We start from the raw sequence: 23,642 nt of genomic DNA on the forward strand, positions 1-23,642 counted from the left end.
ATGAAAAACAATCGAGAAATCGGCATTGCGGGCAGTGTAGCCGCCGCGGGTGTGGCGCTGGGCGCCGTGGCCTTTGGCGCCTTCCTCTCCCGCCGGCATGACGGTGGCAACGACGATGCGCCGAAAATCGCCCGCCGAAAAAACCAGGGCGAACACACGCTGGTTGGCCGCACAGTCACCATCCGCAAGCCTGCCGCCGAGTTGTATGCCTATTGGCGAGACTTCGGAAACCTGCCCGAGTTCATGGAGAACGTCGAGCAGATCACCAAGCAAGGCGGGACGAAGGGCCGCGCGAACTGGACGATCAAAGCACCCGCCGGGACGACGGTCGATCTGAAAACCGAGATCACGGATGATGTCGAGAACGAGCGGATCGCATGGGCATCCCTTGAAGGCTCGGATATCGAGACCACCGGCGAGGTGACTTTTACGGAAGCTCCCGGCGATCGCGGCACCCGCGTCTCGCTGCGGATCGAATACGACGCACGGGGCGGCGCCATCGGGCGCGGGATTGCCAAGGCCTTCCTTCGCGAACCCGAAGTGCAGGCCCGCCACGACCTCAAGCGTTTCAAGATGCTGATGGAAACGGGCGAGATCGCCACGTCCGCCCATCGCAAGAGCGAAACGCGTAAAGCAAAACAGCAGGAGAACGGATAATGCGTGCACTCACATGGCACGGAACGCACGACGTCCGCGTGGACACAGTTCCCGATCCCGAAATCATCAATCCGCGCGACGCAATCCTCAAGATTACCTCGACGGCGATCTGCGGCTCGGACCTGCACCTGTATGACGGCGTCATCCCCGGCGTGGTCCCAGGCGACGTGCTTGGTCATGAATTTATGGGCGAGGTTGTCGAGACCGGGAAGGACAGCACTCTGAAGAAGGGCCAGCGCGTAGTGGTGCCCTTCACGATCAGCTGCGGCGGCTGCTTCCATTGTCAGATCAAGCAATATTCCGCGTGTGAGAATTCAAACCCTGCCGAAAAGCAGGACATGTCCGCAACGCTCTACGGTCATCCGATGGCTGCGCTGTTCGGCTATTCGCACCTTACGGGGGGCTATTCGGGCGGTCAGGCGGAATATGTCCGGGTGCCGTTCTCAGATGTCGGGCCGATCGTGATCCCCGACCATTTGGAAGACGAGCAGGTGCTGTTTCTGTCCGATATCCTGCCGACCGGCTGGATGGGAGCGGAGAATGCGGATATCCAGCCTGATGACACGGTCGCCGTCTGGGGCTGCGGCCCGGTTGGGCTGTTCGCGATCCAGTCTGCAATCATCATGGGCGCGAGCAAGGTGATCGCGATTGATCACTATCCGCACCGGCTGGAACTGGCGAAGCAACTCGGCGCGGAAGTGATCAACTTCAAGACAACCGACGTGCGCGAAGCTTTGATGGAAATGTCAGGGGGGATCGGTGTCGACGCAGTCATAGACGCAGTCGGCATGGAAGCACACGGCTTCGCGGTCGATAATATGCTCGACATGGTGAAGCAGACCATAGGTATCGGGGCAGACCGAGCCGCTGCGCTGAAGCAGGCGATATTGGCAGTGCGTCCTGGCGGACGCGTCTCGATCCCCGGCGTCTATGGCGGCATGACCGACAAGTTTCCGCTCGGCGCGCTTATGGAAAAGGGTCTTCAGGTCAAGTCGGGCCAGACCCACGTGCAGCGTTATACCAAGCCGTTGCTCGAAAAGATCGAGGACGGGACAATCGACACCACTTTCCTGATCTCGCATCGCCTCCCGCTGGAAGATGCCGCTCGCGGTTACAAGAACTTCCGCGAGGAACAGGACAGCTGGACCAAAGTGGTCCTCAAGCCCGAAGTGGAAAAGGGAGAAACAGTATGAGCAAGAATCCGATCGCCAAACTTTCGGGCTTCGTAGTGGTGACTGGCGCGTCAAGCGGGATCGGTTTGGAACTGGCTAAACTTGCCGCCAAGGACGGTTGCGATCTCTTGCTGGTAGCAGACCGTGATCTCGCGCCTGCAGAGGCGTCGGCTCGCGAATCCGGGGCAAAGTCCATAGAGACCCTCGAGGTTGATTTGGGAACAGCGGCTGGCATCGACGAGCTGATTGAGAAGATCGGCGATCGTAATGTCGACACGTTGATTGCCAATGCCGGGCACGGGCTCGGCGATGCGTTTCTTCTTCAGCGGTGGGACGATATCGCACATGTGATCGATACCAATATCAAAGGCACCATCTCCTTGATCCACAAGGTTGGCTCGCGGATGGTGCTTCGGGATAAGGGGCGGATCCTCGTCACCGGGTCGATCGCGGGGGACATGCCAGGCGCGTATCAGCTGGTCTACAACTCGACCAAGGCTTTCGTGAACGACTTCTGCGTGGGTCTCGCGAACGAACTTAAAAACACGCCCATAGTAATTTCCTGCCTCATGCCTGGAGTGACCGACACGCAATTCTTCAAGCGCGCAGGAATGGAAACGACGAACGCAGGGCAGATGGAAAACAAGGCAGACCCGGCCAAGGTCGCCCAAGATGGCTACCAGGCGGTGCTCAAGGGCGAAACGCAGGAAGTCAGCGGGTTCCTCAACAAGGTGCAAGACCTTTTTGCTGATATCCTGCCCGGCGAACTGGTGGCCAAGATGCACGAACGCTTGGCTAAGCCCTAACCTTGAACGAAAAAACAAGTCCGCTTCGGGCCGTGAAAAATCCGGGAGATCAAGATGCGGCAACTTTCGCTATGCTTACGAGATAAGGTGCGGCTGTTATCGACGCTAGTCTGAACCAACGACAGCTTTCGAGCGAAAGTTGCGACCACTGAATGACCGAAATGGGGCGCAGAGCGGTCATTTGACCTCGGTCACTCAACGAACAATCGCTCAGGCTCTACGCATTTCTGGGAAAAGGCCACACCAAGGTTATAGCTGGGTCACGGTCAGCTTGTCCAAGGGGATCGAACGGAAAGTGGCGCGCCCGGCAGGACTCGAACCTGCTGCCTCAAGATTAGAAGTCTCGCGCTCTATCCAGATGAGCTACGGGCGCGCTGCGCTGTTCCCATAACGTGGGTTTTCCGATGCGCCAATCGGCGATATCCGCTTAGCTATGGAAAATCGCGCCATCACCGTCGGGCAGGAGCAGCTGTCGTTCCGATACTACGACCTCGTCATGGCGGCATTCGTAACCATCCTGCTGCTTTCCAATCTGATCGGCGCATCAAAGCCAAGCTACATAACCCTGCCCCTCATCGGGCAATGGTCCTTGGGTGCCGGGGTGCTCTTCTTTCCCGTTAGCTACATCATTGGCGACGTGCTGACCGAGGTCTACGGCTATGCCCGTGCCAGGCGCGTCATCTGGACAGGTTTTGCGGCCCTGCTGTTCATGGCCTTCATGGCATGGATCGTGGTCCTGCTTCCGGCTGCAGAAGGCTGGCCGGGTCAGGAAGCCTATGAATTCGTGTTCGGGAACAGCTGGCGCATCGTGCTGGCCTCGATGGTCGCGTTCTGGGCCGGCGAGTTTGCCAACAGCTTCGTCCTGGCCAAGATGAAAGTCTGGACAGCGGGCCGTCATCTCTGGATGCGGACGATCGGCTCGACAATCGTCGGCCAAGGCCTCGACAGCCTGATCTTCTATCCTCTGGCTTTCTGGGGGCTTGCAGGGTGGCCGGTGGACCTTCTCTGGCAGGTCATTCTATCGCAATGGCTCATCAAGACGCTGTGGGAAGCGCTGCTGACGCCCGTAACCTATCTCGTCGTGAGCAAGCTCAAGCGGGCAGAGCGCGTCGAGATTTTCGACGAGCACACCAATTTCTCTCCTTTCGCGTCACGCTGATCGACAGCGCACCGCTCTCAGAAGCCTTGGGCGAGCAACTCCGCGCTTTCCGCGATGTGGGCGATGCCGCGTTTCCCGTTCGCATCGCGGCTCAACTGCACCACGACATCGATCACGCTGGCGGCATAGGCAATGGTGTCCGAGCGGGTGAGTCCGATACCAGTCTGCATCACCATCAGCGAAAGCTGTTCGAGCGCGCCGCGCAGCGAATTGGCATGGATCGTCGAAAAGCTGCCCGGATGGCCCGTGTTGATCGCGCGCAGGAAGCTGACGCTTTCCGCGCCGCGCAATTCACCTAGCACGATCCGATCGGGCCTGAGGCGCAGCGCGGCCTGCAGCAGTTCATTGGCGGTAACCTTCGCTTCGCCCAGCTCCCCTTTGACGGCGACCAGCCCTACCCCGTTCTCGCCCGGCAGCTTGAGCTCGGGCGTGTCCTCGACAAGCACGACCCGTTCCTGCCGCGGGATTTCCCCCAGCATGGCGTTGAGGAAAGTGGTCTTCCCGGTGCTGGTGCCCCCCGATACGAGAATAGTGCGACGCTGCCTGACGGCTTCGCGCAGAAAGGCGATGGGCTGTGCCTGCGGGTCGGGCATCTCGCCGCGACTATGGGGGGTTAGTGGCCCGGTGTCATAGGCATCGAGCGGCAGATCCAGCTGGCGGTGCCGGCGAATTGCCATGGCCCAATGCTTGCGCGCAGCGGGCGGCCCGCAGAACTGGACGCGGGCACCGTCGGGCAAGGTCGCACCCAGAAGCGGGTGTTCGCGATTGATACCCTGATGGCTGACCCGGGCGACCTGTTCGGCCAGCCGCTGGATCAGGCGGTCATCGATATCGGGCCGGGAGATTTTCTGCATCCCACCAGCCGCGGCATCTTCCACCCAAACTTCACCCGGGCGGTTGACCAGTATTTCGGTGACGGTGTCGCGTTCAAGCCATTCGGCGAAGGGCTTGAGATAGGCGTCGAGATAGACGCTGCGTTCGCCATGCAGGTCCACATTCGGCGCGTCTTCGTCCGGGAAATCATCCGGATGAAAAGGATGGATATCGGCGCCCATGGCCAGATCAGCTGACCCGGCTGAAATCGAGATCGCGCGCGGTGAAGATGCGGATCGGCTCGCCTTGGCGCACGCGCACGGTAGGCCCACGTTTCCCGTCCTGCTCGGCAGCCGAAGCCGCGGCCGAAGAGCTCGCACCGCCCAGCACCACGCCCCCTGCCCCGCCCGTCGCCAGCGAGCCCAGCCCGCCGACAACCGACAGCAGCATTGCCGACCCGAAGCGTTTGAAGAAGCCGCCTCCGGTGACCTTGCCTTCTAGACCGGTGGTGCCATCGAAGCCGATGGCCGGCGAAGCGAGGTTCACCGAAGCACCATCGGGGCGAATCAGGCGCGTCCAGATCACGTAAGCACGCTTCTGGCCGTTCTGCATTCCGGACTGGTATTGGCCGATCAGGCGGCTTGAGCGCGGGACAAGCGTTTTCGTGCCATCGAAGCTGCGGACGTCCTGACTGACGACCGCCCGGACATAGCCTGGGACATTGGTGTCGATGGCCGTTTCGAGAATGGCCGGAATGAGCGTGCCTTGCGTCACCGTGGTGGACGGATTGCTCATGGCCTTGGCCTGCGCCGGGGCGCCGCCCACGCCGCCCACGCGGCTTGCAAAATCGGTCGCCGACCCGGCAGGTGCCGCTGTTGCGGTGCCGGCAGCGGCTTCGGCAGCCTCCATCGGTCCTGCGGCCGCGCTGCTGGAACCGGCATCGAATACCACGGTCGGGCTATTGTAAGGATTGCCCATTGGCTGGGTCTGTGCCTGAGGCGGCGCTGCATATACGGGCGATGGCGCCGGATCGCGCATGGCTGTCTGCTGCGCCGCGGTCGGCGGATCGACCTTGACCGGCTGCGGCGCGGCAACCTGCGCCGGAGCAGGAACCACGGCCTGCTGCTGACCGCCGACGCCCTCCTGATCCGGCAGGCGGGCGGAACTCATGCTCCAGAGCGTGATCGCCCCCAGCCCGGCAACAATCGCAATTCCTGCCACCATGCCCATGGCATCGCTCTTGCCGCCGGGCCGTGCCACCGCGGGGAATGCATTGCGCTGCGCAAGATCGATGATTTCGGCATCGCTGTCATCGCGAGGATCGATATCGTTAGCGACTGTCGTCGATTGCGGGATTCGATTGGCAAGACGCATGATCAGTTACCCCTCTGGGCGAGATTGCTGCTGGTGGTCGTGGAGGCGGAAGCGCGTTCGGGCCCGGCGTTGATCAGCAAGGCGCTGTCCTCGCCGGATCGCAGGACGATGGTGCGCGGCACGCCTTCGATCACTATGGTATCACCGCGCACAGTGTAATTGACGGGACCTTCGTCACCCTTGGAATTGGTTACGAGTATGGCAGGCACCTCGCGTCCCGCCGGCCAGGTAAGGAAAGTCGCTTCGCCATCGTCGAAAGCGCGCTCGGGCAAGAGCGCAGGCGCGCCGTCCCCATTCCACGCGAAATTCAGATCCGCAGGATCGACGGATGAAAATGGGTCGATAGGGGTTTCAGGTTCTGCCGCCTGCGCCAGTTCGGCCTTTCGTGCCTCTTCTTCAGGGTCGACCGGATAATCGAAGCGCAGCACATAGATCGGCTTCGTATTTGGGCTGGCCACCAGATCAAAGAGATAGGTGCGCTTGCTGGTGACTACCGTCAGATTGGTAGCGGCACGCGCTTCGAGTGGCTTCACGAAAAGAATATTGGCCCGCTTGTTGGGAGTGACCTGCCAGGTTTGCGAATTGCCGATCGCGACATTCTCGATCGTCTCGTCGTCGCCGAAGACGATGCTGGCCTGCACATTGACCCGGCCGGGCAATGTAAAAACCTGCATCTCATCATACATGACCTGCTTCAACCGCGTGTCGGCAAGGGCCGGCGTCGCGAGCAGCGAAAGGGAGAGCGCGGCAAGCGCTACGCGTTTCATGAGCTTTTCTCCGTAGAACCGAGACTGCGGGGAGCTGCCGCTTTGAAGCGACTGCCGATTCCCATCGTTCGGCTTGGGCTGGTACCGGCAGCGCTCTCCTGAGCGCGACCCGGGGCCGTGGCATAAATCTTGGTCGTGCGCGCCGCTTCACTGGCGCCGCGGTCGTTCGCCGCTGTTCCCGTCGCCACCGCCGATACGTCGATGCGGCGGGCATGATCGCTCGCCTGTGTGGCGGCCTGGGCCTGAACGAGGGGTTGGTAGGCCGCAGCTACCGCGGGCGCAGCAGCGGGTGACGCGGCCTCGCCTTTTTCGCCTGATGGAACAAGCCCGAAAACAGTCCAGCCCGAAACCATCGCCCCGGCGACTTTGAACACCATGATCATCAGCGCGACATGGACTGCCCCGATCATGAAGAATGCCATACCTGCTTGTGCGGGGACTGTACCCGGATTGGCGGTCAGGGCACCAAGAACTGGCACGGACAGCTCCAGCATGATCGAGCCGCCGAGAACGGCGAAGAGCGGCGCGAGAGCGCACATCACAACGCCCTTCAGCCAGCCGGTAAAGAGCCCGCGCGTGCCGTTGAACAGCGCGAGGACAACGAATATTGGCCCTAGCGCGACAAGAATACCGAGCGCGATCTTCGTGGTAACCAGCAGGCCCACGGTACCGAGCATGAACAGCATCGCTCCCAGCCACATCATGCCTTGCGGGGAAAAAGCGGAAAAGTCGCTTTGGCTGCCGCTGGCTTCCTGGATCGCCATGAAAACCACGTCGATCTTCTGCGCGAAAACATCGGTTGCCGATCCCTGAGTTCCGGTCAGAATTCCAGCCAAATAGTCCGGTGTTCCGATCGCCAGGTTCCAGACCACGCTCTGGTAGGCGACCCAGCTCGTCGCAAAAGTCAGGACCAGACCCAAGGTCATCATTCGCGGGACCAGGGCCCGCACCCCGATATTCGTGCGACCGGTCAGAAGGAGGAAACCGAAGATGGCGATATAGAGCGTAAGGACGATCGTCAGCGTAGTCCCCAAGGCGCCCCCCGGGGCGAAAAGCTTGCCGAAGGCCTGAGCGCTCGCTTCACCCGCTACACAATCAACGCCGCGCAGAGCTGCTGCGACGCCGTTACCGACCTCCTGGGCCGCTTGCTGGCATCCTTGACTGGTCATTCGGCAGCCTGCCCGATCTGAATGTCTTCACCACGCGCATCGTCGGGTCCACCCGGCCACGCCGTGCCTGTGAGCGCAGGATACCAGTCGGCCGGAGCGTCTCCCATTGCATTCCGCAGCAGGTCGAGGCGGCGGACCGAGCTTTCCCGGCCCGAAAGCAAGGTGAGTACTTCCGGAGCACCGGAAAGGTCGAGCCTTACGACCACGCTTGCATCGGGCTGCCGCACCAGGAAGCACCGGCTATGTGCAGGCAATGTCCGGATCAGCGCGAGTTCGTGGCTGGTCAGGCCGAACCCGTCGCAGTAATCTTCCGGTCTCGCCCGGCTGTTTGGCATGAAAACCATGGTGGCAGTCTGTTCGACCAATGCGGTGGAAATACGGCTTTCCAGCGCATCGCGGGCGCTTTGCGTGGCAAATCCGACCAGCGCATTGCGCTTGCGCAGCGTCTTCAGCCAGTCGCGGATACGAGCGGCAAAGATTTCATCGTCGAGCGCTTTCCACCCTTCGTCGATGAGGATCATGGTCGGCTTGCCGTCCAGACGCTCCTCGATCCGGTGGAAAAGATACATCATGGTCGGCGTGCGCAGCTTGGGATTCTCGAGCAGCGCCGTCATGTCGAAGCCGAGAACGCGTGCGGTCAGATCGAGCCGGTCGTCCGCATTGTCGAAAAGCCAGGCGTTCTCCCCCTCTCCGATCCATGCGGCAAGGCGGTCCGCCAGGTCTCCCGGTTGCGGCCGGCGCGTGCCCGAAAGCAATTCCTTGAAATGACGCAGGCGGCGGAGCGACGCATCATTGGCATAGGCTGCATCGACTGCTGCGGCGATGGTGGCGTGTTCTTCCGGACCGTCGGCCTTCAGCAGGACGGACAGCCAGTCGCGCAGGAATGCCTTGTTGCCAGGCGTGTCCGGCAGCGCCATGGGATTGAAGCCCGTGGGTTCCCCCGCGCGAATACTGTCGTACCGGCCGCCGATCCCACGAACGAAAAGCTCCGCCCCGCGGTCCTTGTCAAACAGGATCGTCCTCGGACTGAACTTCTGGGCCTGAGCCGCCAGGAAGTTCATTACCACCGTCTTACCCGACCCGCTCGGCCCAATGACCGAAAAATTGCCGAGGTCCCCATGATGGAAGTTGAAGAAGAACGGGGTGGCGCTGGTGGTCTCGAGCAGCGTCACCGCCTCGCCCCAATGGTTGCCCTGCGCTTGTCCAAGTGCGAAACCGTGCAGTGAACCGAAACTCGCCATATTTGCCGACGAGATCAGCGCTCGCCGCACGAGATAGCCCTCGTTGCCCGGAAACTGCCCCCAGAAAGCGGGTTCGAGATTGGTGTCTTCGCGCACTGCGATCGCCCCGGTATCGGCGATGGCGGCAGCGCAGGCAGCGGTCGCATCGTCCAATCTGCCGAGGCTGCTTTCCTTTACCATCACGGTGAGGTGATGATCGCCGAAGCCGACCGCACCGTTACCGAGCGCATCACGTGCCGCCATCATGTCGGAGCGCTCTGCGGCGGCTTCTTCGTCGGCACTCTTCAGGCGGCGAATAGCCAGATCCATCCGCTCGCGCGCAGTCTGGCGTTCTGCCGGCGCATAGCTTTCGCAAACGACCATTTCAAAAGGGAGGCGCAACAGCCCGTCGAGCAATCCCGGGCTCGTGGCCTCCGGATAATCCTTCAATCCCAGGATCGCACCGAAATCGGCCGAGCCGGAACCGCGCATTTCGATCGCATCGAGACCGAAGCTTACGCGCCGGTAAGGTAGCATCATGCCTAGGTCGACGGTGTCGGAAGGCCTGCGAACGGGCCGCATCTCGCCATTGTACAGCGCCGAGAGCAATTCCAGCATCTCAGAATTCACGTTGCCTTGCGGTCCGACATAGTCGCCCAAGACTGTCGCTCCGTAAGCGGTCAGCGAAGCGACAAGGCCCTGCGAGGCCGCACGCAAACTCCGGAGGTCCTTGGGATCGGCTTCCAAGCGGTCCTTACGACCTTTAGTCTTCTTCGAAATCCGCTCGACCAGTCCCGCCTTTCCGCGTGCCGGACGTCGGATCAAGGTGATGAATTGGTCGTTGACGAAAAGCTGACCGGACCCAAGCCGTTCTTTCCATCGCGCATCGATATGGCGACTGATAGGATCAGGAAATTCGGCATCCAGTTCGACCGAAACGCGGCGCCGAATGACGTGGTGATACATGACGAAGCGAGCATCGAGAGTGCTTCGAAGCATGACTTCCCGGGTGGCCGCATGTGCGTTGAGAGCATCGCTATCTTCGGTCTCGAAAAGCAATCCGGGCACTTGGATCGCAGTCATGAGGCTGCCGTCGCGCATGAGGACCGTGTTTTCGTCTACGAGCTGCGAATAGGGCAGCCGATCCCCCGCACGGGCTTCTTTCGAACCCCACGCCGCGGGACCGAGCCACTTGGTCTTACGCGGCATAGGAATTGCACCCCCAGCGCTTGTAATTCTTGACCCGCGGACATTTCGACACCTTGGTCATCCAAAGATCAAAGATCCGTGGCTCGCGCAGGCATGCAAAATAACCGATGCCGTGCATTACGAGCGCGGCGAACAGCGCCCAGAAACTGCCGGTGATCAGAAAAATCTCTGTCGTCACCACCCCGTTGATGATGAAGTAGTTGAACGTGACGCCCGCAAACATCTGCGGTCGCGTCAGCGCTCTATGAACGGGATGGCGAACAAGGGCAGTCATGTCAGGCTGCCACTCCCTGGATGCCCGCGACGATGGAAGCTGCACCAAACAGGATAAACACACCGATGATGACGGTCGCGCCGAAGCGCCAGTTTAGCCTTCCTGTCAGCATCATGAAGCCAACTGCAGCAACTGCCATCACGGCGACTGCTGTTGCGACATTGCCCAGCAATGTGCCCTGCAACCAGCCAAGTGCATTCACTATCGGCCCGGATCCCGCCGGATCTTGCTGGACGGCCTGAGCCATCGCAGTTGACGGACTGACGAGGGCAACAACAATAGCCAGCTTGGCAAGGTACGATTTCAAACTTCTACTCCCGTGAGTGATCTGCGAGGCGACCCAGAATGGAAGCCACGTAAAGCTGTGTTTCGCGAATGCGCGGAATGCCGTTGGCACGCTCGACACGCCCAGGCCCAGCGTTGTAAGCCGCGAGTGCCTTTTCAAGATCGCCATCAAAGCGATCAAGCTGCTGACGCAGGTAACGGGCTCCTCCCTCAAGGTTGGCGAACGGATCGCTTGGGTCCACTCCCAGTTCGCGTGCAGTTCCCGGCATCAATTGAGCAAGACCCTGCGCCCCTGCCGGAGAGCGGGCATCGTGTCTCCACCGGCTTTCCTGCCAAACCATTGCCTCGATCAGCAATGGTGACAGATCGAACCGCGCGGAAAGTTCGGCGACTTTGACCCGATAAGCGTCAGGTACGCGGGCCGCGTGGCGGGAGGGATCGCCAACGATATTGTCAGGAACATAGATTTCTGCCGGCACATCCGCGATTGCAGCCGTATCGCGTGACATTGAATTTGGGAAAGCAGCATCGGTCGCGTGCGCTCCGGCGATCCAGCGCGCACCTTCCGAATTTATCTCCATGACATCCGCCTTCACTGGGAAAGCGGTGAGCGCCATGCAAGCAGCAAAAGCCAGCAGCGCCCAGTGTGCGCGAATCATTTCGTACACCCTCCGTACGGCCCCACTGGCTATTCTACATGACAACGGGGTGACAAAAAGCTGAATATACGAAGTTATCGTTCTCCAAAAAAGAAATTGGCCCGCAACCTCTCAATAGAGCGCGGGCCAAGGCGGAGTAAGCTCTTAGAGCTTGAGAACTAGCGTACGGCCAGTGTCTCCATCGATCCAAATTTTCCAACTTCAAGCATAGCCAATCCGCGGCGCGCCAGAACCCGGGAATCCACCCAATCCCCGCTCGCTGTTTCCAGTTCATAGCGCTCTGCATTTCTCGCAGCAGCGTCGAACCGCTCCTTTGCCGCCTCATACTCCCCTACCCGGGCCAGAGCCACAGCGAGATTTATCTGCCTCGCGGGATCGGTAGAAGGCAATTCATCACATTTTTGAATGGCTTCGATGGCCGCGCGGTTTTCACCGACAACCAATTCTCGGTAACCGATGTCGTAATCGGTAGCGGGCGCGGAAACCACCATAACGGGCCCCTCCGCCAAAACGAAAAACGCCGCTGCAGCTACGATGGACATTGTCATTCTCCCAAACTTCTGAGCCCTTTCTATCCACAGCAGCACCTCGACTGCAATAAAAACGTAACATTGTCATATTTCTGCAATGTCCGGGAGTCGCGCCATTCACCTTGCGAAAGTGCAACATAACGGTCACGAAACGACACAAACTGTCACACAGGCGTCCTAGCTGGCGAGTCGCGATCAACGAATTCGCACTTCGAATTTCGACTCATCCGGTTTTTTGAGGGGACCGAACCCGTGAAGACACTCCACCGTTCGCTTATCATCGGCACATCCGCCTTGGCTCTTGCTGGCTGCGGCGCCGACGAAATCGTTTCGCCGGGCACAGGCGGCGACGTGATCATCAATCCCGGCAACGGTGGTGGATCGCCGACCCCGACCCCGACTCCGCCAACCACGGAAAAAGTAACTCCGGCAGCTGGCTGCCCGACGATCAGTGATCCGAAGGGTCTTAAGGACGACAAAACCATTTCGGGTCCGACAGGCGAGTATCGCGTCTGCACCATGCCGGAACGTTTCACCGCTAGTTCCACACTGCCCTACATCAAGGGGGTACTTTATCGCATCAACGGCCGCGTTGATGTCGGCACAGATGGCGGCCCCGCAGCCGATGACAGCGATGGTGTCGCTGATACAAATGTCGAGCTGACCATCGAGCCTGGCGTGATCGTTTTTGCATCCGGATCGAGCTTCCTGAACGTCAACCGCGGAAACACGATCGAAGCCAACGGCACCGCCGATCGCCCGATCATCTTCACAAGCCGCGACAATGTTCAAGGGCTCAACACCGACAGTTCTTCAGGTCAGTGGGGCGGCGTTGTCCTTTCAGGCCGCGCGCCTGTCACTGATTGCATCGCGTCTGGCGCAACTCCCGGGACCGTGAATTGTCAGCGTCAGGTGGAAGGCGCAGCTGACCCCGCGATCTTTGGCGGCGAGACAGTCGATGACAGTTCGGGCAGCATGTCTTACGTCCAGATCCGTTATTCGGGCTTCGTACTTTCGGGCGATAGCGAGCTTCAATCGCTTACGACCGGCGGCACTGGCACCGGCACCGAACTTGATCACATCATGAGCTTCAACAGCTCGGACGATGGGGTCGAATTCTTCGGCGGGTTCGTCAATCTGAAGAATCTGATTGTTGTTGGTGCAGAAGACGACGGTCTCGATACTGACACGGGCGTGAAAGCGAATATGCAGTACGTGCTGGTGGTTCAGCGGCCAGGCGCCGGTGACACGATCATCGAAGCTGACAGCGACAACGCTTTCAACGACAGCACACCCCGTCAGCAAACTCGTATTTCGAACGCGACGTTCGTTCACCAGAACGCTCTCGATCAGGCGATCCGAATTCGTGGCTTTGCCGACTATTCAATCGCCAACTCGGTCCTCGTTTCGAATCAAGGCACGGCCTGCCTCCGCGTCGACGGGCAGGAAGAGCTTTTCCGTGCCGCAAACGGATCGATCGATGAAGCCGGCCCTGTCACCTTCGACAGCTTCGCGCTGGATTGCGATACACCGTTCCGCGATAGTTCGGGTGCAACTGCTGCCGAGATCGAGAGCGTTTTCGACAATGGCGCGAACAACAACTCGAACTTCACCAACACTCTTCAAGCTCTCTTCGTCAACGGCAGCAACGAAAACGGCGTTCCGGTATTCGATGTGACGACCTGGAGCGACTTCTTCGAAAACCCTGCACACATCGGTGCAGTCTACGATGAAAACCGCGACTGGGTGAATGGCTGGACCTGTAATTCCAGCACGATCTCCTTCGATAACAGCGTTACGGCCTGCACGAGCCTGCCCGTCTACGATTGATCTCGATTGCATTCGCCGGGGGCGCGCTATTTCGCGCCCCCGGCATTTCAACATTTCCAAGCTTTTGACCTGATCTGAGGGGGTCGTTCACATGTCATCCGGCAAGCAGCTTTCTGCACTGCTCCTGCTCTCCACCGCCCTGACTTTCCCCGCCGCTGCGCTTGCGCAGAGCACGGGCGCCGAGGGCCCTCCTCCAACCGAGGAAGAGGTCCCCGACGAAGCACTCGCACAGGGTGTCGATGCAGCGAACGAAGGCGTCCCCGGCGAGATTGCCGATCAGCAAGCTGCGCCGGATATTTCCATTCCTGGCGGGACAATCGTCGTAACAGGGCGACGCAACCGGGATATTACCCGCGCTTCGCCTCAGGTCGTGACGGTGCTTGATACAGCCACCATTGCCCGGACCGGCGAAGGAGATATTGCCGGTGCGCTTGGTCGCACTACTGGCCTGTCCCAGCAAGGGAACGGGCTGGTCTACGTCCGCGGCCTGGGCGATCGCTATTCGCTGGCCTTGCTCAATGGCCTACCGCTTCCTTCCCCCCAGCCTCTATCTCGTGTCGTGCCGCTCGACATCTTTCCTACCAGTGTCGTAGCCTCAAGCCTCGTACAAAAGACGTATTCTGCCAATTTTCAGGGTGAGTTCGGTGGTGGCGTCATCAACCTGACAACGCGCGCAATCCCAACCGAGAGCTTTCTAACTGTGAGCGGCTCGCTGTCAGGCGATACCGAGACGACCTTCAGTCCCGGCTATACATACTACGGTGGCGATTATGATTGGACCGGCTTCGACCAAGGGCGCCGCAGCGTAGAAAATTACGGTGCACTGCAGGGCTTTCTCGATAGCGGCGCACGGATCAATGATGAAGGCGTCGACACTCGCGCGATCCTGCGCGACATCAATGATCCCAACCTCTATCTGGTGCAGAAAGTCGGAGATTTGCCAGCCAATTTCTCCGCTGGCCTTACAGCGGGTACGGCATTCGACGTCTTCTCGGACGGCCGGTTTGGGATCATCGCGACCGCTTCCCTCAGCAACAAATGGCGGAATCGCTTCATCACCAGGCAAACGGCAGTGAACGAAGAGCTGGAACTCGATACCGATTTCCGAGAACTCGCCACGGACAATCGCATGCTCTTCAATGGCATGCTTGGCTTCGGGCTGGAGGTCGGAGAACACAAGTTCCGGTTCACCAATCTCTTCATCCGGGATACTCTTAAACGCACGTCGCTTGAGCAAGGAACCGATTTCCAGGACGGTGACGACGAACTTATCCAGAATACAGCGTGGTTCGAACGGCAACTACTGAACAGCCAGTTCGTCGGCGAGCTCGAGTTCGGCAAGCTGTCGATCGATCTACGAGGCGGATACGCACAGACCCAGCGAGAAGCGCCATTCGAATGGAAATTCGAATATGTGCGGACGAACAATGCGAACGATCCCTTTGGCGACACCTATCTAAACACCCTTGATCCGCAGCGCGGAGGCGCAATCGTAAGCTTCTCCGACCTTACCGAAGACCTTTGGTATGGCGGTATCGATGTGGGCTACGAAGTAACCGACTGGCTGAACGCCACTGTTGGCTACGCTTATACGGACACCGAGCGTTTCTCGACCCGGCGCGAGTTTGATATCCGTGCGTCCTCCGCATTTCCCGATGCCTTCGGAGCCTTGCGTCCCGATAACCTGCTGGGGGACGCACTGATCGACTTCGGATTTGATCGTGAAGCGCAGCTTGCGGGCGGCCTCAGCCCCTATGAATTGAATATTTTCGAAACCACCCAGTCCGATCCGGCATTCGAAGCCGCGCTCCGTATCCACGCAGGGTATGGCAAAATAAACATCCGGCCGCTGGATCGGCTCTCACTCGATATCGGTGTGCGCTACGAGGACGCCGTACAATCGGTGGATCCGGTGGAAGTTTTTGCCGAACCACTCAATTCAGGTAGCGGAACCCTTCTCAAAAATGACTATTGGCTGCCCGGCGCAACACTGACGTGGGAGTTGACGGATAACCTGCAGTTCCGCGCAAGTGCATCGAAGACCATCGCTCGGCCGCAGTTCCGCGAGTTGGTTTACCAGACCTATTTCGATCCTGAATCCAATCGCCAGTTCAACGGCAACCCGCGCCTCGTGGACAGCCGCCTGAAAAATTACGAAGCACGCCTCGAATATTATACCGGCGGCGGCGGTCGTGCCAGCGTGGCGGGGTTCTACAAGGAAATCGAGAATCCGATCGAGATTTTCACAAGCTTTTCGGATAACGACATCATAAGCGGCTTTGCCAATGCACCCAAGGCGGAGCTGTACGGCGGTGAAGCCGAACTGCAGTATAATTTCGATCTCTCGGACATGGGTGACTGGCTCGCCAGTCAGCAGCTCGTCGCGGTGGCGAACTATACGTACACCCAGTCGAATATCGAAGTCGGTTCCGATGACATAGCGCAGGTGTTCCCTTTCGCGGATCAGCCGGCGAGCAATTTCTTTGATGACGGAGTGCCGCTCACGGGACAATCCGATCATCTTGTGAACTTGCAACTGGGCCTCGACGATCTCGACCGTCTCAGCCAATTTACGTTTCTCCTCAAATATGCGAGCGAGAGAGTAAGCAGCCGCGGCGCCGGCCCTCTCCCAGACATCATCGAAGAGCCTGGCCTGTCACTCGATTTCGTCGTGCGGCAGGGGGTCGAACTGGGTGGCAATGAAATCGAATTGAAATTCGAAGCACGCAATCTGACGGGTCAGGATCACGAAGAGTTCCAGACCAACGGCGAGCGGCGTATCGAAATCAACAGCTACGATGTCGGCCAGAGCTTCTCTATCGGTGCGTCACTGAAATTTTGAGATCCTGCAAGGGTAGCCTTGGACGGGGGCCGCTGAGAGGCGGCCCCCTTTTTTCGTCAGGAAGAAGTCTTGCAGACGCATCATCTCGCGCGCCCACGAGAGTGACCATCCTCACGGTAAGTTTATGTAGGGGGCTCGCGCCGGGCGCCGCCCGCTTGAGCAATCCGCAGTCTCTAATGGCTGTCGTAGACATAGCCTAGGGAGCGCACAGTACGAATAGGGTCGCCCGCGCCCACCTGTCGAAGCGCACGGCGAAGCCGCCCAATCCAGACATCGACCGTTCTTTCATCGATCGGTGGATCCTGTTTCCCCAGGCCGTCGATCAGTTCGGACCGTCCCAATACGCGGTCCGCGTTTTCTGCGAAAAAGCGCAGGAGTCTGAATTCGTTCGGGCGCAGCGGGATAGGTTTTGTTTTCCATCGAGCCTGCAACGCAGGCAGATCGATTTCCAATTCGCCAAGGACGAATGGCTGCGCGCTGGCCTGGGCAACTCTTCCCGTCCCCAGCGCGAGCACACGATCGAGAACTGCAGTGCGATCAACAGGGCCCACGACATAATCGTCGGCCCCCGCAGCCAGAGCGCGCCGCTTGTCATCTGCGTCGCAGCTTTCGAGAACCATCGTGATATGAGCATCGCTTGTCCGCGGGTCTGCGCGCAACCGGCGGCACATCTCAAGTCCGGACAGTTCTTCGAGAACCCAGTCGACGAATGCGCAAACCGGTCCTTCGATAAGTCGCTGTGGCCCTCGCGAAGTCAAATGATCGAAGACGTACCGTATCTCTCCGTTGTCAAAGGAATCGTACGCACCAGCCTCTTCGGCAGTCATTAGAATATTCATCACGCCACGCACACGTTTCACGCCCCCTAATTCGGGGGGCAGAAATGGCGCATTCATGTGACTGGTTTGTGACCGCAGGTGGCCGTTTGTAACTTTGTCTACGAACTGGATTTCAGCGTAACTTGGCCGAAGTCCGGAGCAGTTGAAACCACACCTACCGGCACCTTGGGAAGATAAGGTTTCTCCAGCCTGTTCACTTCATCGTTTCTCAAAGTCACGCTAAGCGCTTCGACAGCGGCATCTATATGACCCGGCTTGGTAGCGCCAATGATAGGTGCGGTCATGCCTTTCGCGAAATGCCAGGCCAAGGCTATGGTTGCGCGCGAAACCCCACGCGCATCCGCAATCTCTCCCACGGCCTCGATCACCTCACGATCAGCTTCGATATTCTGGGTGTACAGCGTTTTACCGAAACCATCCGTTTCGCTGCGCACGGTGCTTTCATCCCACGCCCGCGCGAGCCGGCCACGCGCAAGTGGTGACCACGGGATCAAACTTACTCCCTGATCCCTGCACAAGGGGATCATCTCGCGGTCTTCCTCTCGGTAGAGCAGGTTCACATGGTTCTGCATTGACACGAATGTGGTCCATCCGCGAATGCGCGCTACCTCCTGCGCTTTGGCAAATTGCCATGCTGCCATGGACGATGCGCCAATATAGCGCGCCTTGCCCGCCTTCACGATGTCGTGCAGCGCCTCCATTGTTTCCTCGATCGGCGTGCTTTCGTCCCAGCGATGGATCTGGAACAGGTCGACATACTCCATGTCGAGCCGGGTGAGGCTGTCATCGATGGCCTGCAGCAGGCTCTTACGTGACAGACCTCCCGCATTGGGCGTGTTGCGCCACGGCAGGTAAGCCTTGGTCGCGACGACGATCTCATCGCGATGAGTGAATTCGGGCAGCAGCTTGCCGATGACCTCCTCGGAAGCACCTTTTGAGTACATGTTAGCGGTGTCGAAGAAGTTGATGCCCGCTTCCACCGCTTCGCGAATGAATGGTCGGCTTTCATCCTCGCTCAAGACCCAGTCGCCGTGCCATCCCTTGCTCGTATCACCATAGCTCATGCATCCGAGGCAAAGCCGCGAGACCTTGAGACCGCTCGGCCCCAAATTGACATACTCCATACTGCGCTTCCTATCCGGCTTGAAAACTTGAAAGTCGCTGGGTGATGATTTCATCAGCTTCCGACATAACGCGGTCGATCAGTTCCTGACAGGTGGGAATGTCATCGATGAGGCCCGCCACCATGCCGCAGGACCACGCCCCGGCATCCATTTCGCCCTCGGTCATGATACGCGGATAAACGCCCGCCACCTGCTCGATGATGTCCTCGAATTTCAGGTCGGCGCCCTTTTCCTCCTCGATCTTGAGCAGCTCCTCCACAGCGCTGTTTGTCATCACCCGCTCGGTGTTGCGCAGCGGCCGCATGACCAAGCGGGTGTCGAGCTCGCTTGCAGCGACGATAGCCTGCTTGACGTTCTCATGAACTGGCGCTTCTTTCGTGGCGATAAAGCGTGTTCCCATGTTCATTCCGTCGGCACCCATAGCCAGAGCCGCGACCAAGCTGCGTCCATCGGCCATGCCGCCACTGGCGACGAAGGGGATTTCCAGCTCGTCCGCTGCTCGCGGAAGGAGTATCATGTTGGGTATGTCGTCCTCACCCGGATGACCGCCGCATTCGAAGCCATCGACCGACACCGCATCGCAGCCGATCGACTGTGCCTTCAGGCTATGTCGAACGCTGGTGCATTTGTGGATGACCTTGACGCCAGCGTCTTTGAAATAAGGCAGCACCTGAGCGGGATTATTGCCTGCCGTCTCGACGATTTTCACCCCGCCTTCAATGATGGTTCGGACCAGGCCCGGATAATCCGGCGCATTCACAGTCGGCAAAAACGTCAGGTTCACGCCAAACGGCTTATCGGTCATGTCCTTACAGCGGGCGATCTCGTCAGCCAGTTTCTGAGGAGTGCCTTGAGTAAGGCCGGTTATGATGCCCAGGCCTCCCGCGTTACTCACCGCGGCGGCCATCTCGGCGAAACCGACGTAATGCATGCCACCTTGAATGATCGGATGCTGGATACCGAACATTTCGGTTACGCGGGTCTTCATCTGTGGCTCTCCCAAATTACTGTGGTGAACCGGGTATCTGGCAGCGCAGTTCGAGTCTAGCGGCCCGCTACGCCTTTCAGAGCTTCCAGCAGTTGAGAGCCCCGCTCCGTCAGAACGAGATTCCCGTCTTCTTGTTCAGCCAATCCGTCCCGCTCCAGATCGGCGCCGGATTGGTCGCGCATTATCCGTCCATAGCGCCCGCCGTGATAAATGAGTGGCTCTGCCTCACGGCGGCCGAAATCGATCACCTCGCCCAAGAAAATAGCATGGTCACCGCCTTCGTACTCGAACTGCGCACGGCAGCCGAACCGAGCCGCGCAACCCTCTATAAGGGGAGCGCCTTCCGGACCGTCGGAGAGATCGAGCCCGGCAAATTTATCGACCCCGGGAGTCGCAAAGCGATCGGACATCCCCTTTTGGTCGGCCGCAAGGACGTGGACGGCCCAACTGGCTGCATCGCGAAAGACCGGGAGGCTGCTGGATTGCAGTGACAGGCTCCAAAGCACCATCGGCGGATCGAGGCTGACAGAATTGAAGCTATTTGCCGTCAGTCCAACCGGCCTACCATCGGCGTCACGCGCAGTGACAATGGTCACGCCAGTGGCAAACGAACCTAGCGCGCTGCGAAATGATACTGGATCGAACATGCTGCACGCAGCGCTAAACGCCGAGGCGAGCAAGAGCAATCCGCAAGCTCGTCGTTATTATGATCTCGCGACCAATGCACGAATACACTTGGGCACTAATGCAACACTCCGGCCGCGATATGTTACGGTCATGTTTCGGACGCGTTGACCGAGTGAACGTTATCAATTAGGTGAACGTTCACAAAAGGGGTTCTGGGTGAGCCAGATCCTTGTGTTGGGAGGAGAATCACTGATGGCTTTTGGACGTACACGCACGTTCGCCAAGTATTTCGCGAGCGCCTCGGTCATGGCACTGGGTATCAGCTCTACCGCTGCGATCGCGCAGACAGATGCAACAGCAGATGAGAGTGCTCAGGAAGCAGCCACTGAGAACGATGATGTTATCGTCGTCACCGGGATCCGGGCTTCGTTGCGCGACGCAATGAATATCAAACGCCAGGGCCAAGGTGTTGTCGATGCAATCTCTGCCGAAGACATCGGAAAATTTCCCGACACCAACCTCGCGGAATCGCTTCAGCGCATCACCGGTGTGTCGATTGATCGTGAAAATGGCGAAGGTGCGCGTGTCACGGTCCGTGGCTTTGGGCCGGAATACAATCTCGTCCTGCTCAATGGTCGGCAAATGCCTACCTCGACGCTTGGCGATGGTGCAAGTGCACCATCTTCACGTTCGTTTGACTTCGGCAACCTGGCCTCCGAAGCGGTGGCTGCGGTCGAAGTGTATAAAACTGGCCGAGCCACCGTCCCTTCGGGCGGTATTGGCTCGACCATCAACATTCGCACGCCTCGCCCGCTAGATGACCCAGGCTTTGCTGGCAGCATTGGCATCAAGGGGGTCTATGACGATTCTCAGAATGGCGATGTAGACATCACGCCGGAGATTTCCGGCATCATTCGCTCGACATTCATGGACGATCGCATCGGCGTCGCCATCAGTGGCAGCTACCAAAAGCGCAAGTCAGGCTTTAACCAGTTTTCGAGCGAATTCCGCGATGGTTATCTCGGCTGCGGTGCACCGGATAACCCTAGCGGTTACGAGAACGAGTGGGGTGCAGTTTGTAATAAAAACACTGAAAACACGCCCGGTCCGGACGACGTTTACGCAGTTCCGCAGAACGGATCTTACAACGTCACGGACATCGATCGTGAGCGGATAAATGGGCAGGCTGTGCTCCAGTTCCGCCCCGCCGACAGTGTTACAGCGACAGTCGATTACACTTTCTCACAGAATACCACCGAAGCTCGGCAGAGCTCAGTCGGTATCTGGTTCAATCACGGCAACGTGAGCAGTGCCTGGGGTGATGGTCCCGTTTCCGACATCCTCTTCTATTCGGAAAACTTCGGCGATGCCCCGTCAGACCTCGCGTATAGCGGTTCCCTAACGGCAAACCGCTCGACCAACCATTCGATCGGCGCGAACATCGAATGGGAAGGCCCCGGTGGCCTGACGTTCGTTCTGGACGGCCACACCTCAAGCGCGGAATCTAAGCCAACTCTTCCATATGGCTCCAGTGTTTCGGTGGGCACGGCTGTGTTCGGCCTCCAAGAACAGCGGATCGATTTCGGTTCATACCTTCCTGTAATATCCTACGTGAATGCGCCTGGTGTCGATTCCAACGACATCTCTCAGCGATTTGCGACCGGTAATGCGTTCCGAAACGCCTATTTCCGCGACGAAATCGATCAGATCCAGCTGTCAGGCAATTACGAACCCGACACCGGTTTTCTGAACAGCCTCGACTTCGGAGTGACCTACACCGACAATCGCGTTCGTTCTGCTTACGGATTTCTTCAGAACGAAACTTGGGGCGGCTTGGGTACGCCGGACGATTTGCCCGACGATGTCTTCTTCCCGATCGATGTGCGCGATGCGTTCCGGGGCTTGGACGGGGTAGATAATCCTAACATCATCCAAGAATTTTATGGCTTCGATGTCGAGCGTGTTGTTGGGATCCTAGAAAATCAGTTCAATATCTGCAGCCAGTCTGCCGTGGGAACTGCGCTCTCAGGCACTTGCCTTGCTGAACCGACGACCGATCGGCGGATCAACGAAACGACGCTGGCCCCCTTCGTCGAAGCAAGCTTCTCGTTCGATATCGGCTCCACCCAGGCCAATTTGATAACCGGTCTCCGCTACGAGGACACGATCGTGGAATCGGAAGCGTTGGTACCGAGCGTAACCGGGTCGTACTGGGCGGCGGCGAACGAATTCTATCTAGAGATCGACGAAGAAAATCGTATTTTTACGAGCTCGAAGGATTCGTATGACTTCTGGTTGCCGAATGTAGACTTCGACATCGAGCCTGTGCGCGATGTAAAGCTGAGGGCATCCTACAGCCACACCATCACGCGGCCGACATACGACAACCTCCAAGGTGGTCTGACGTACAACCCGCTATTCCGGCAGGATGGCGCGACGGGCAATCAGGGCAACCCCGGATTGCTGCCGTTCAAGTCGGAGAATTTCGACGTCTCGGCTGAATGGTATTATGGCAATGCCAGCTATCTTTCGGTCGGCTATTTCCGCAAAAATGTAGAAAACTACATTTCCTTCAACGGTAGCTATCAGGGCACCATCGATGGGATTACCAATCCCTATGACGGGCCGCGAGCTGACGAAGCGCGTGCTGCGCTGGGAGCTGGCGCCAATAACGAGTCTATTCGCGAATACATCATCGCCAACTATCCGGAAACGACCGTGGTTGTCGGTGGGGTGACACGAATTCTCGGCTTGCCGGAGGACGCGGCACTTGATGTCGATGTTACCGTACCGACGAACTCTGATCAGACGGCGACGATCGATGGATGGGAATTTGCTCTTCAGCACAACTTCTGGGACACCGGTTTCGGCGCGATCCTGAATTACACCATCGTCAACGGCGACGCGAAATTCGACAATACGCAGCCGTATAAGGTTGACCAGTTCGCCCTGGTTGGCCTTTCGGATAGCGCGAACGCGGTTCTTTTCTACGACAAGGGCCCGTTCCAGACACGTGTCGCCTGGAACTGGAGAGATGACTTCCTTGCTGGAGCGAGCTCCAATCCCAGCAACCCATTCTACCGTGACGAATACTGGCAGATCGATGCCAGCGCCTCTTACGAATTCGATATGGGCGTGACGGTATTCGCGGAAGCCATCAACCTGACCGGAGAAAACCTCAAGGGCTATCGACGGAGCGAAAACAATGCCTTCTTTGCATATCGCGGTGCTCCGCGTTACGCTGCGGGCCTTCGCTTCAGCTGGTAATTGGCATCAGGAGCGGTCAGTGTTCTATCGC

20 protein-coding genes and 1 tRNA gene are annotated in these 23,642 nt (G+C 58.7%); 7 read left to right on the forward strand and 14 right to left on the reverse strand.

Features of this window, described 5'->3' with window-relative positions:
* The 3 genes from K3175_RS05145 to K3175_RS05155 are packed head-to-tail and all read left to right on the forward strand — an operon-like array spanning window position 1 to window position 2,635.
* Window positions 1–657 carry an SRPBCC family protein gene (locus K3175_RS05145; protein WP_221542251.1) on the forward strand — a complete coding sequence of 219 codons (657 nt, stop codon included), beginning with the start codon at window positions 1–3 and terminating at the stop codon, window positions 655–657.
* Entirely contained in the window at window positions 657–1,850 is a 1,194-nt protein-coding gene (locus tag K3175_RS05150; RefSeq protein WP_221542252.1) for a zinc-dependent alcohol dehydrogenase, read from the forward strand. Before K3175_RS05145 ends, K3175_RS05150 begins: the two co-directional genes overlap by 1 nt.
* Window positions 1,847–2,635: an SDR family NAD(P)-dependent oxidoreductase gene (locus tag K3175_RS05155; protein ID WP_221542253.1), complete on the forward strand. Its 789-nt coding sequence runs from the start codon at window positions 1,847–1,849 to the stop codon at window positions 2,633–2,635. Before K3175_RS05150 ends, K3175_RS05155 begins: the two co-directional genes overlap by 4 nt.
* Window positions 2,636–2,931: 296 nt before the next feature.
* On the opposite strand, the gene K3175_RS05160 is transcribed toward K3175_RS05155, so the two are convergent.
* Window positions 2,932–3,008 (reverse strand) — tRNA-Arg (locus K3175_RS05160).
* 60 nt (window positions 3,009–3,068) lie between these two features.
* Here K3175_RS05160 and K3175_RS05165 point away from each other — a divergent pair.
* Entirely contained in the window at window positions 3,069–3,794 is a 726-nt protein-coding gene (locus K3175_RS05165) for a queuosine precursor transporter (RefSeq protein ID WP_221542254.1), read from the forward strand.
* 17 nt (window positions 3,795–3,811) lie between these two features.
* Here K3175_RS05165 and virB11 read toward each other — a convergent pair whose 3' ends face one another.
* From virB11 to K3175_RS05210, 9 genes are all read right to left on the reverse strand, one after another.
* Entirely contained in the window at window positions 3,812–4,849 is a 1,038-nt protein-coding gene (gene virB11 / locus K3175_RS05170; protein ID WP_221542255.1) for a P-type DNA transfer ATPase VirB11, read from the reverse strand.
* Window positions 4,850–4,856: 7 nt separating this feature from the next.
* Window positions 4,857–5,981 carry a TrbI/VirB10 family protein gene (locus tag K3175_RS05175; protein ID WP_221542256.1) on the reverse strand — a complete coding sequence of 375 codons (1,125 nt, stop codon included), beginning with the start codon at window positions 5,979–5,981 and terminating at the stop codon, window positions 4,857–4,859.
* 2 nt (window positions 5,982–5,983) lie between these two features.
* Window positions 5,984–6,748, reverse strand: a complete 765-nt coding sequence (locus K3175_RS05180; protein ID WP_221542257.1) for a TrbG/VirB9 family P-type conjugative transfer protein — start codon at window positions 6,746–6,748, stop codon at window positions 5,984–5,986.
* On the reverse strand, window positions 6,745–7,917 hold the full coding sequence (locus tag K3175_RS05185; RefSeq protein ID WP_221542258.1) for a TrbL/VirB6 family protein: 1,173 nt from the start codon (window positions 7,915–7,917) through the stop codon (window positions 6,745–6,747). Before K3175_RS05185 ends, K3175_RS05180 begins: the two co-directional genes overlap by 4 nt.
* Window positions 7,914–10,346: a VirB4 family type IV secretion/conjugal transfer ATPase gene (locus K3175_RS05190; protein ID WP_221542259.1), complete on the reverse strand. Its 2,433-nt coding sequence runs from the start codon at window positions 10,344–10,346 to the stop codon at window positions 7,914–7,916. The genes K3175_RS05185 and K3175_RS05190 overlap by 4 nt, the downstream gene beginning before the upstream one ends.
* Window positions 10,336–10,620 carry a VirB3 family type IV secretion system protein gene (locus K3175_RS05195; protein WP_221542260.1) on the reverse strand — a complete coding sequence of 95 codons (285 nt, stop codon included), beginning with the start codon at window positions 10,618–10,620 and terminating at the stop codon, window positions 10,336–10,338. The genes K3175_RS05190 and K3175_RS05195 overlap by 11 nt, the downstream gene beginning before the upstream one ends.
* Before the next feature lies 1 nt (window position 10,621).
* On the reverse strand, window positions 10,622–10,927 hold the full coding sequence (locus K3175_RS05200; RefSeq protein ID WP_221542261.1) for a TrbC/VirB2 family type IV secretion system protein: 306 nt from the start codon (window positions 10,925–10,927) through the stop codon (window positions 10,622–10,624).
* Window positions 10,928–10,931: 4 nt separating this feature from the next.
* Window positions 10,932–11,564: a lytic transglycosylase domain-containing protein gene (locus tag K3175_RS05205; protein WP_247710655.1), complete on the reverse strand. Its 633-nt coding sequence runs from the start codon at window positions 11,562–11,564 to the stop codon at window positions 10,932–10,934.
* Between the two features lie 158 nt (window positions 11,565–11,722).
* A complete protein-coding gene (locus tag K3175_RS05210) occupies window positions 11,723–12,055 on the reverse strand; it encodes a hypothetical protein (RefSeq protein ID WP_221542262.1) in 333 nt (110 codons plus the stop codon).
* Between the two features lie 291 nt (window positions 12,056–12,346).
* On the opposite strand from K3175_RS05210, the gene K3175_RS05215 reads away from it, so the two are divergent.
* A complete protein-coding gene (locus K3175_RS05215; RefSeq protein WP_221542263.1) occupies window positions 12,347–13,924 on the forward strand; it encodes a hypothetical protein in 1,578 nt (525 codons plus the stop codon).
* Window positions 13,925–14,015: 91 nt separating this feature from the next.
* Window positions 14,016–16,766 (forward strand): TonB-dependent receptor domain-containing protein, encoded by a 2,751-nt coding sequence (locus K3175_RS05220; RefSeq protein WP_221542264.1) that lies wholly within the window; start codon window positions 14,016–14,018, stop codon window positions 16,764–16,766.
* A 173-nt stretch (window positions 16,767–16,939) separates the two neighbouring features.
* Here the strand turns inward: K3175_RS05220 and K3175_RS05225 are convergent, their stop codons facing one another.
* The 4 genes from K3175_RS05225 to K3175_RS05240 all read right to left on the reverse strand — a co-directional run bounded on the left by K3175_RS05225 (window position 16,940) and on the right by K3175_RS05240 (window position 20,313).
* Window positions 16,940–17,605, reverse strand: a complete 666-nt coding sequence (locus K3175_RS05225) for a response regulator transcription factor (RefSeq protein ID WP_221542370.1) — start codon at window positions 17,603–17,605, stop codon at window positions 16,940–16,942.
* A gap of 98 nt (window positions 17,606–17,703) precedes the next feature.
* Window positions 17,704–18,729, reverse strand: coding sequence for an aldo/keto reductase (locus K3175_RS05230; RefSeq protein ID WP_221542265.1), 1,026 nt, complete (start codon window positions 18,727–18,729; stop codon window positions 17,704–17,706).
* A gap of 10 nt (window positions 18,730–18,739) precedes the next feature.
* Complete coding sequence (locus tag K3175_RS05235) at window positions 18,740–19,717, reverse strand: NAD(P)H-dependent flavin oxidoreductase (RefSeq protein WP_221542266.1); 978 nt, start codon at window positions 19,715–19,717, stop codon at window positions 18,740–18,742.
* A gap of 56 nt (window positions 19,718–19,773) precedes the next feature.
* On the reverse strand, window positions 19,774–20,313 hold the full coding sequence (locus K3175_RS05240; protein ID WP_425594825.1) for a flavin reductase family protein: 540 nt from the start codon (window positions 20,311–20,313) through the stop codon (window positions 19,774–19,776).
* A 247-nt stretch (window positions 20,314–20,560) separates the two neighbouring features.
* Between K3175_RS05240 and K3175_RS05245 the strand changes: the two genes are divergently transcribed.
* Entirely contained in the window at window positions 20,561–23,611 is a 3,051-nt protein-coding gene (locus K3175_RS05245; protein ID WP_345719317.1) for a TonB-dependent receptor, read from the forward strand.
* Window positions 23,612–23,642 lie beyond the last annotated feature (31 nt).

Source organism: Qipengyuania aestuarii, from assembly GCF_019711535.1.
Classification (GTDB): domain Bacteria; phylum Pseudomonadota; class Alphaproteobacteria; order Sphingomonadales; family Sphingomonadaceae; genus Qipengyuania; species Qipengyuania aestuarii.

Bases quoted from the DNA above. Each gene is read 5' to 3' on its own strand.
- K3175_RS05145 (WP_221542251.1), top strand. From the start codon at position 1: ATGAAAAACAATCGAGAAATCGGCATTGCGGGCAGTGTAGCCGCCGCG.
- K3175_RS05150 (WP_221542252.1), top strand. From the start codon at position 657: ATGCGTGCACTCACATGGCACGGAACGCACGACGTCCGCGTGGACACA.
- K3175_RS05155 (WP_221542253.1), top strand. From the start codon at position 1,847: ATGAGCAAGAATCCGATCGCCAAACTTTCGGGCTTCGTAGTGGTGACT.
- K3175_RS05165 (WP_221542254.1), top strand. From the start codon at position 3,069: ATGGAAAATCGCGCCATCACCGTCGGGCAGGAGCAGCTGTCGTTCCGA.
- virB11 (WP_221542255.1), bottom strand. From the start codon at position 4,849: ATGGGCGCCGATATCCATCCTTTTCATCCGGATGATTTCCCGGACGAA.
- K3175_RS05175 (WP_221542256.1), bottom strand. From the start codon at position 5,981: ATGCGTCTTGCCAATCGAATCCCGCAATCGACGACAGTCGCTAACGAT.
- K3175_RS05180 (WP_221542257.1), bottom strand. From the start codon at position 6,748: ATGAAACGCGTAGCGCTTGCCGCGCTCTCCCTTTCGCTGCTCGCGACG.
- K3175_RS05185 (WP_221542258.1), bottom strand. From the start codon at position 7,917: ATGACCAGTCAAGGATGCCAGCAAGCGGCCCAGGAGGTCGGTAACGGC.
- K3175_RS05190 (WP_221542259.1), bottom strand. From the start codon at position 10,346: ATGCCGCGTAAGACCAAGTGGCTCGGTCCCGCGGCGTGGGGTTCGAAA.
- K3175_RS05195 (WP_221542260.1), bottom strand. From the start codon at position 10,620: ATGACTGCCCTTGTTCGCCATCCCGTTCATAGAGCGCTGACGCGACCG.
- K3175_RS05205 (WP_247710655.1), bottom strand. From the start codon at position 11,564: ATGATTCGCGCACACTGGGCGCTGCTGGCTTTTGCTGCTTGCATGGCG.
- K3175_RS05210 (WP_221542262.1), bottom strand. From the start codon at position 12,055: ATGGTGGTTTCCGCGCCCGCTACCGATTACGACATCGGTTACCGAGAA.
- K3175_RS05220 (WP_221542264.1), top strand. From the start codon at position 14,016: ATGTCATCCGGCAAGCAGCTTTCTGCACTGCTCCTGCTCTCCACCGCC.
- K3175_RS05225 (WP_221542370.1), bottom strand. From the start codon at position 17,605: ATGAATATTCTAATGACTGCCGAAGAGGCTGGTGCGTACGATTCCTTT.
- K3175_RS05230 (WP_221542265.1), bottom strand. From the start codon at position 18,729: ATGGAGTATGTCAATTTGGGGCCGAGCGGTCTCAAGGTCTCGCGGCTT.
- K3175_RS05235 (WP_221542266.1), bottom strand. From the start codon at position 19,717: ATGAAGACCCGCGTAACCGAAATGTTCGGTATCCAGCATCCGATCATT.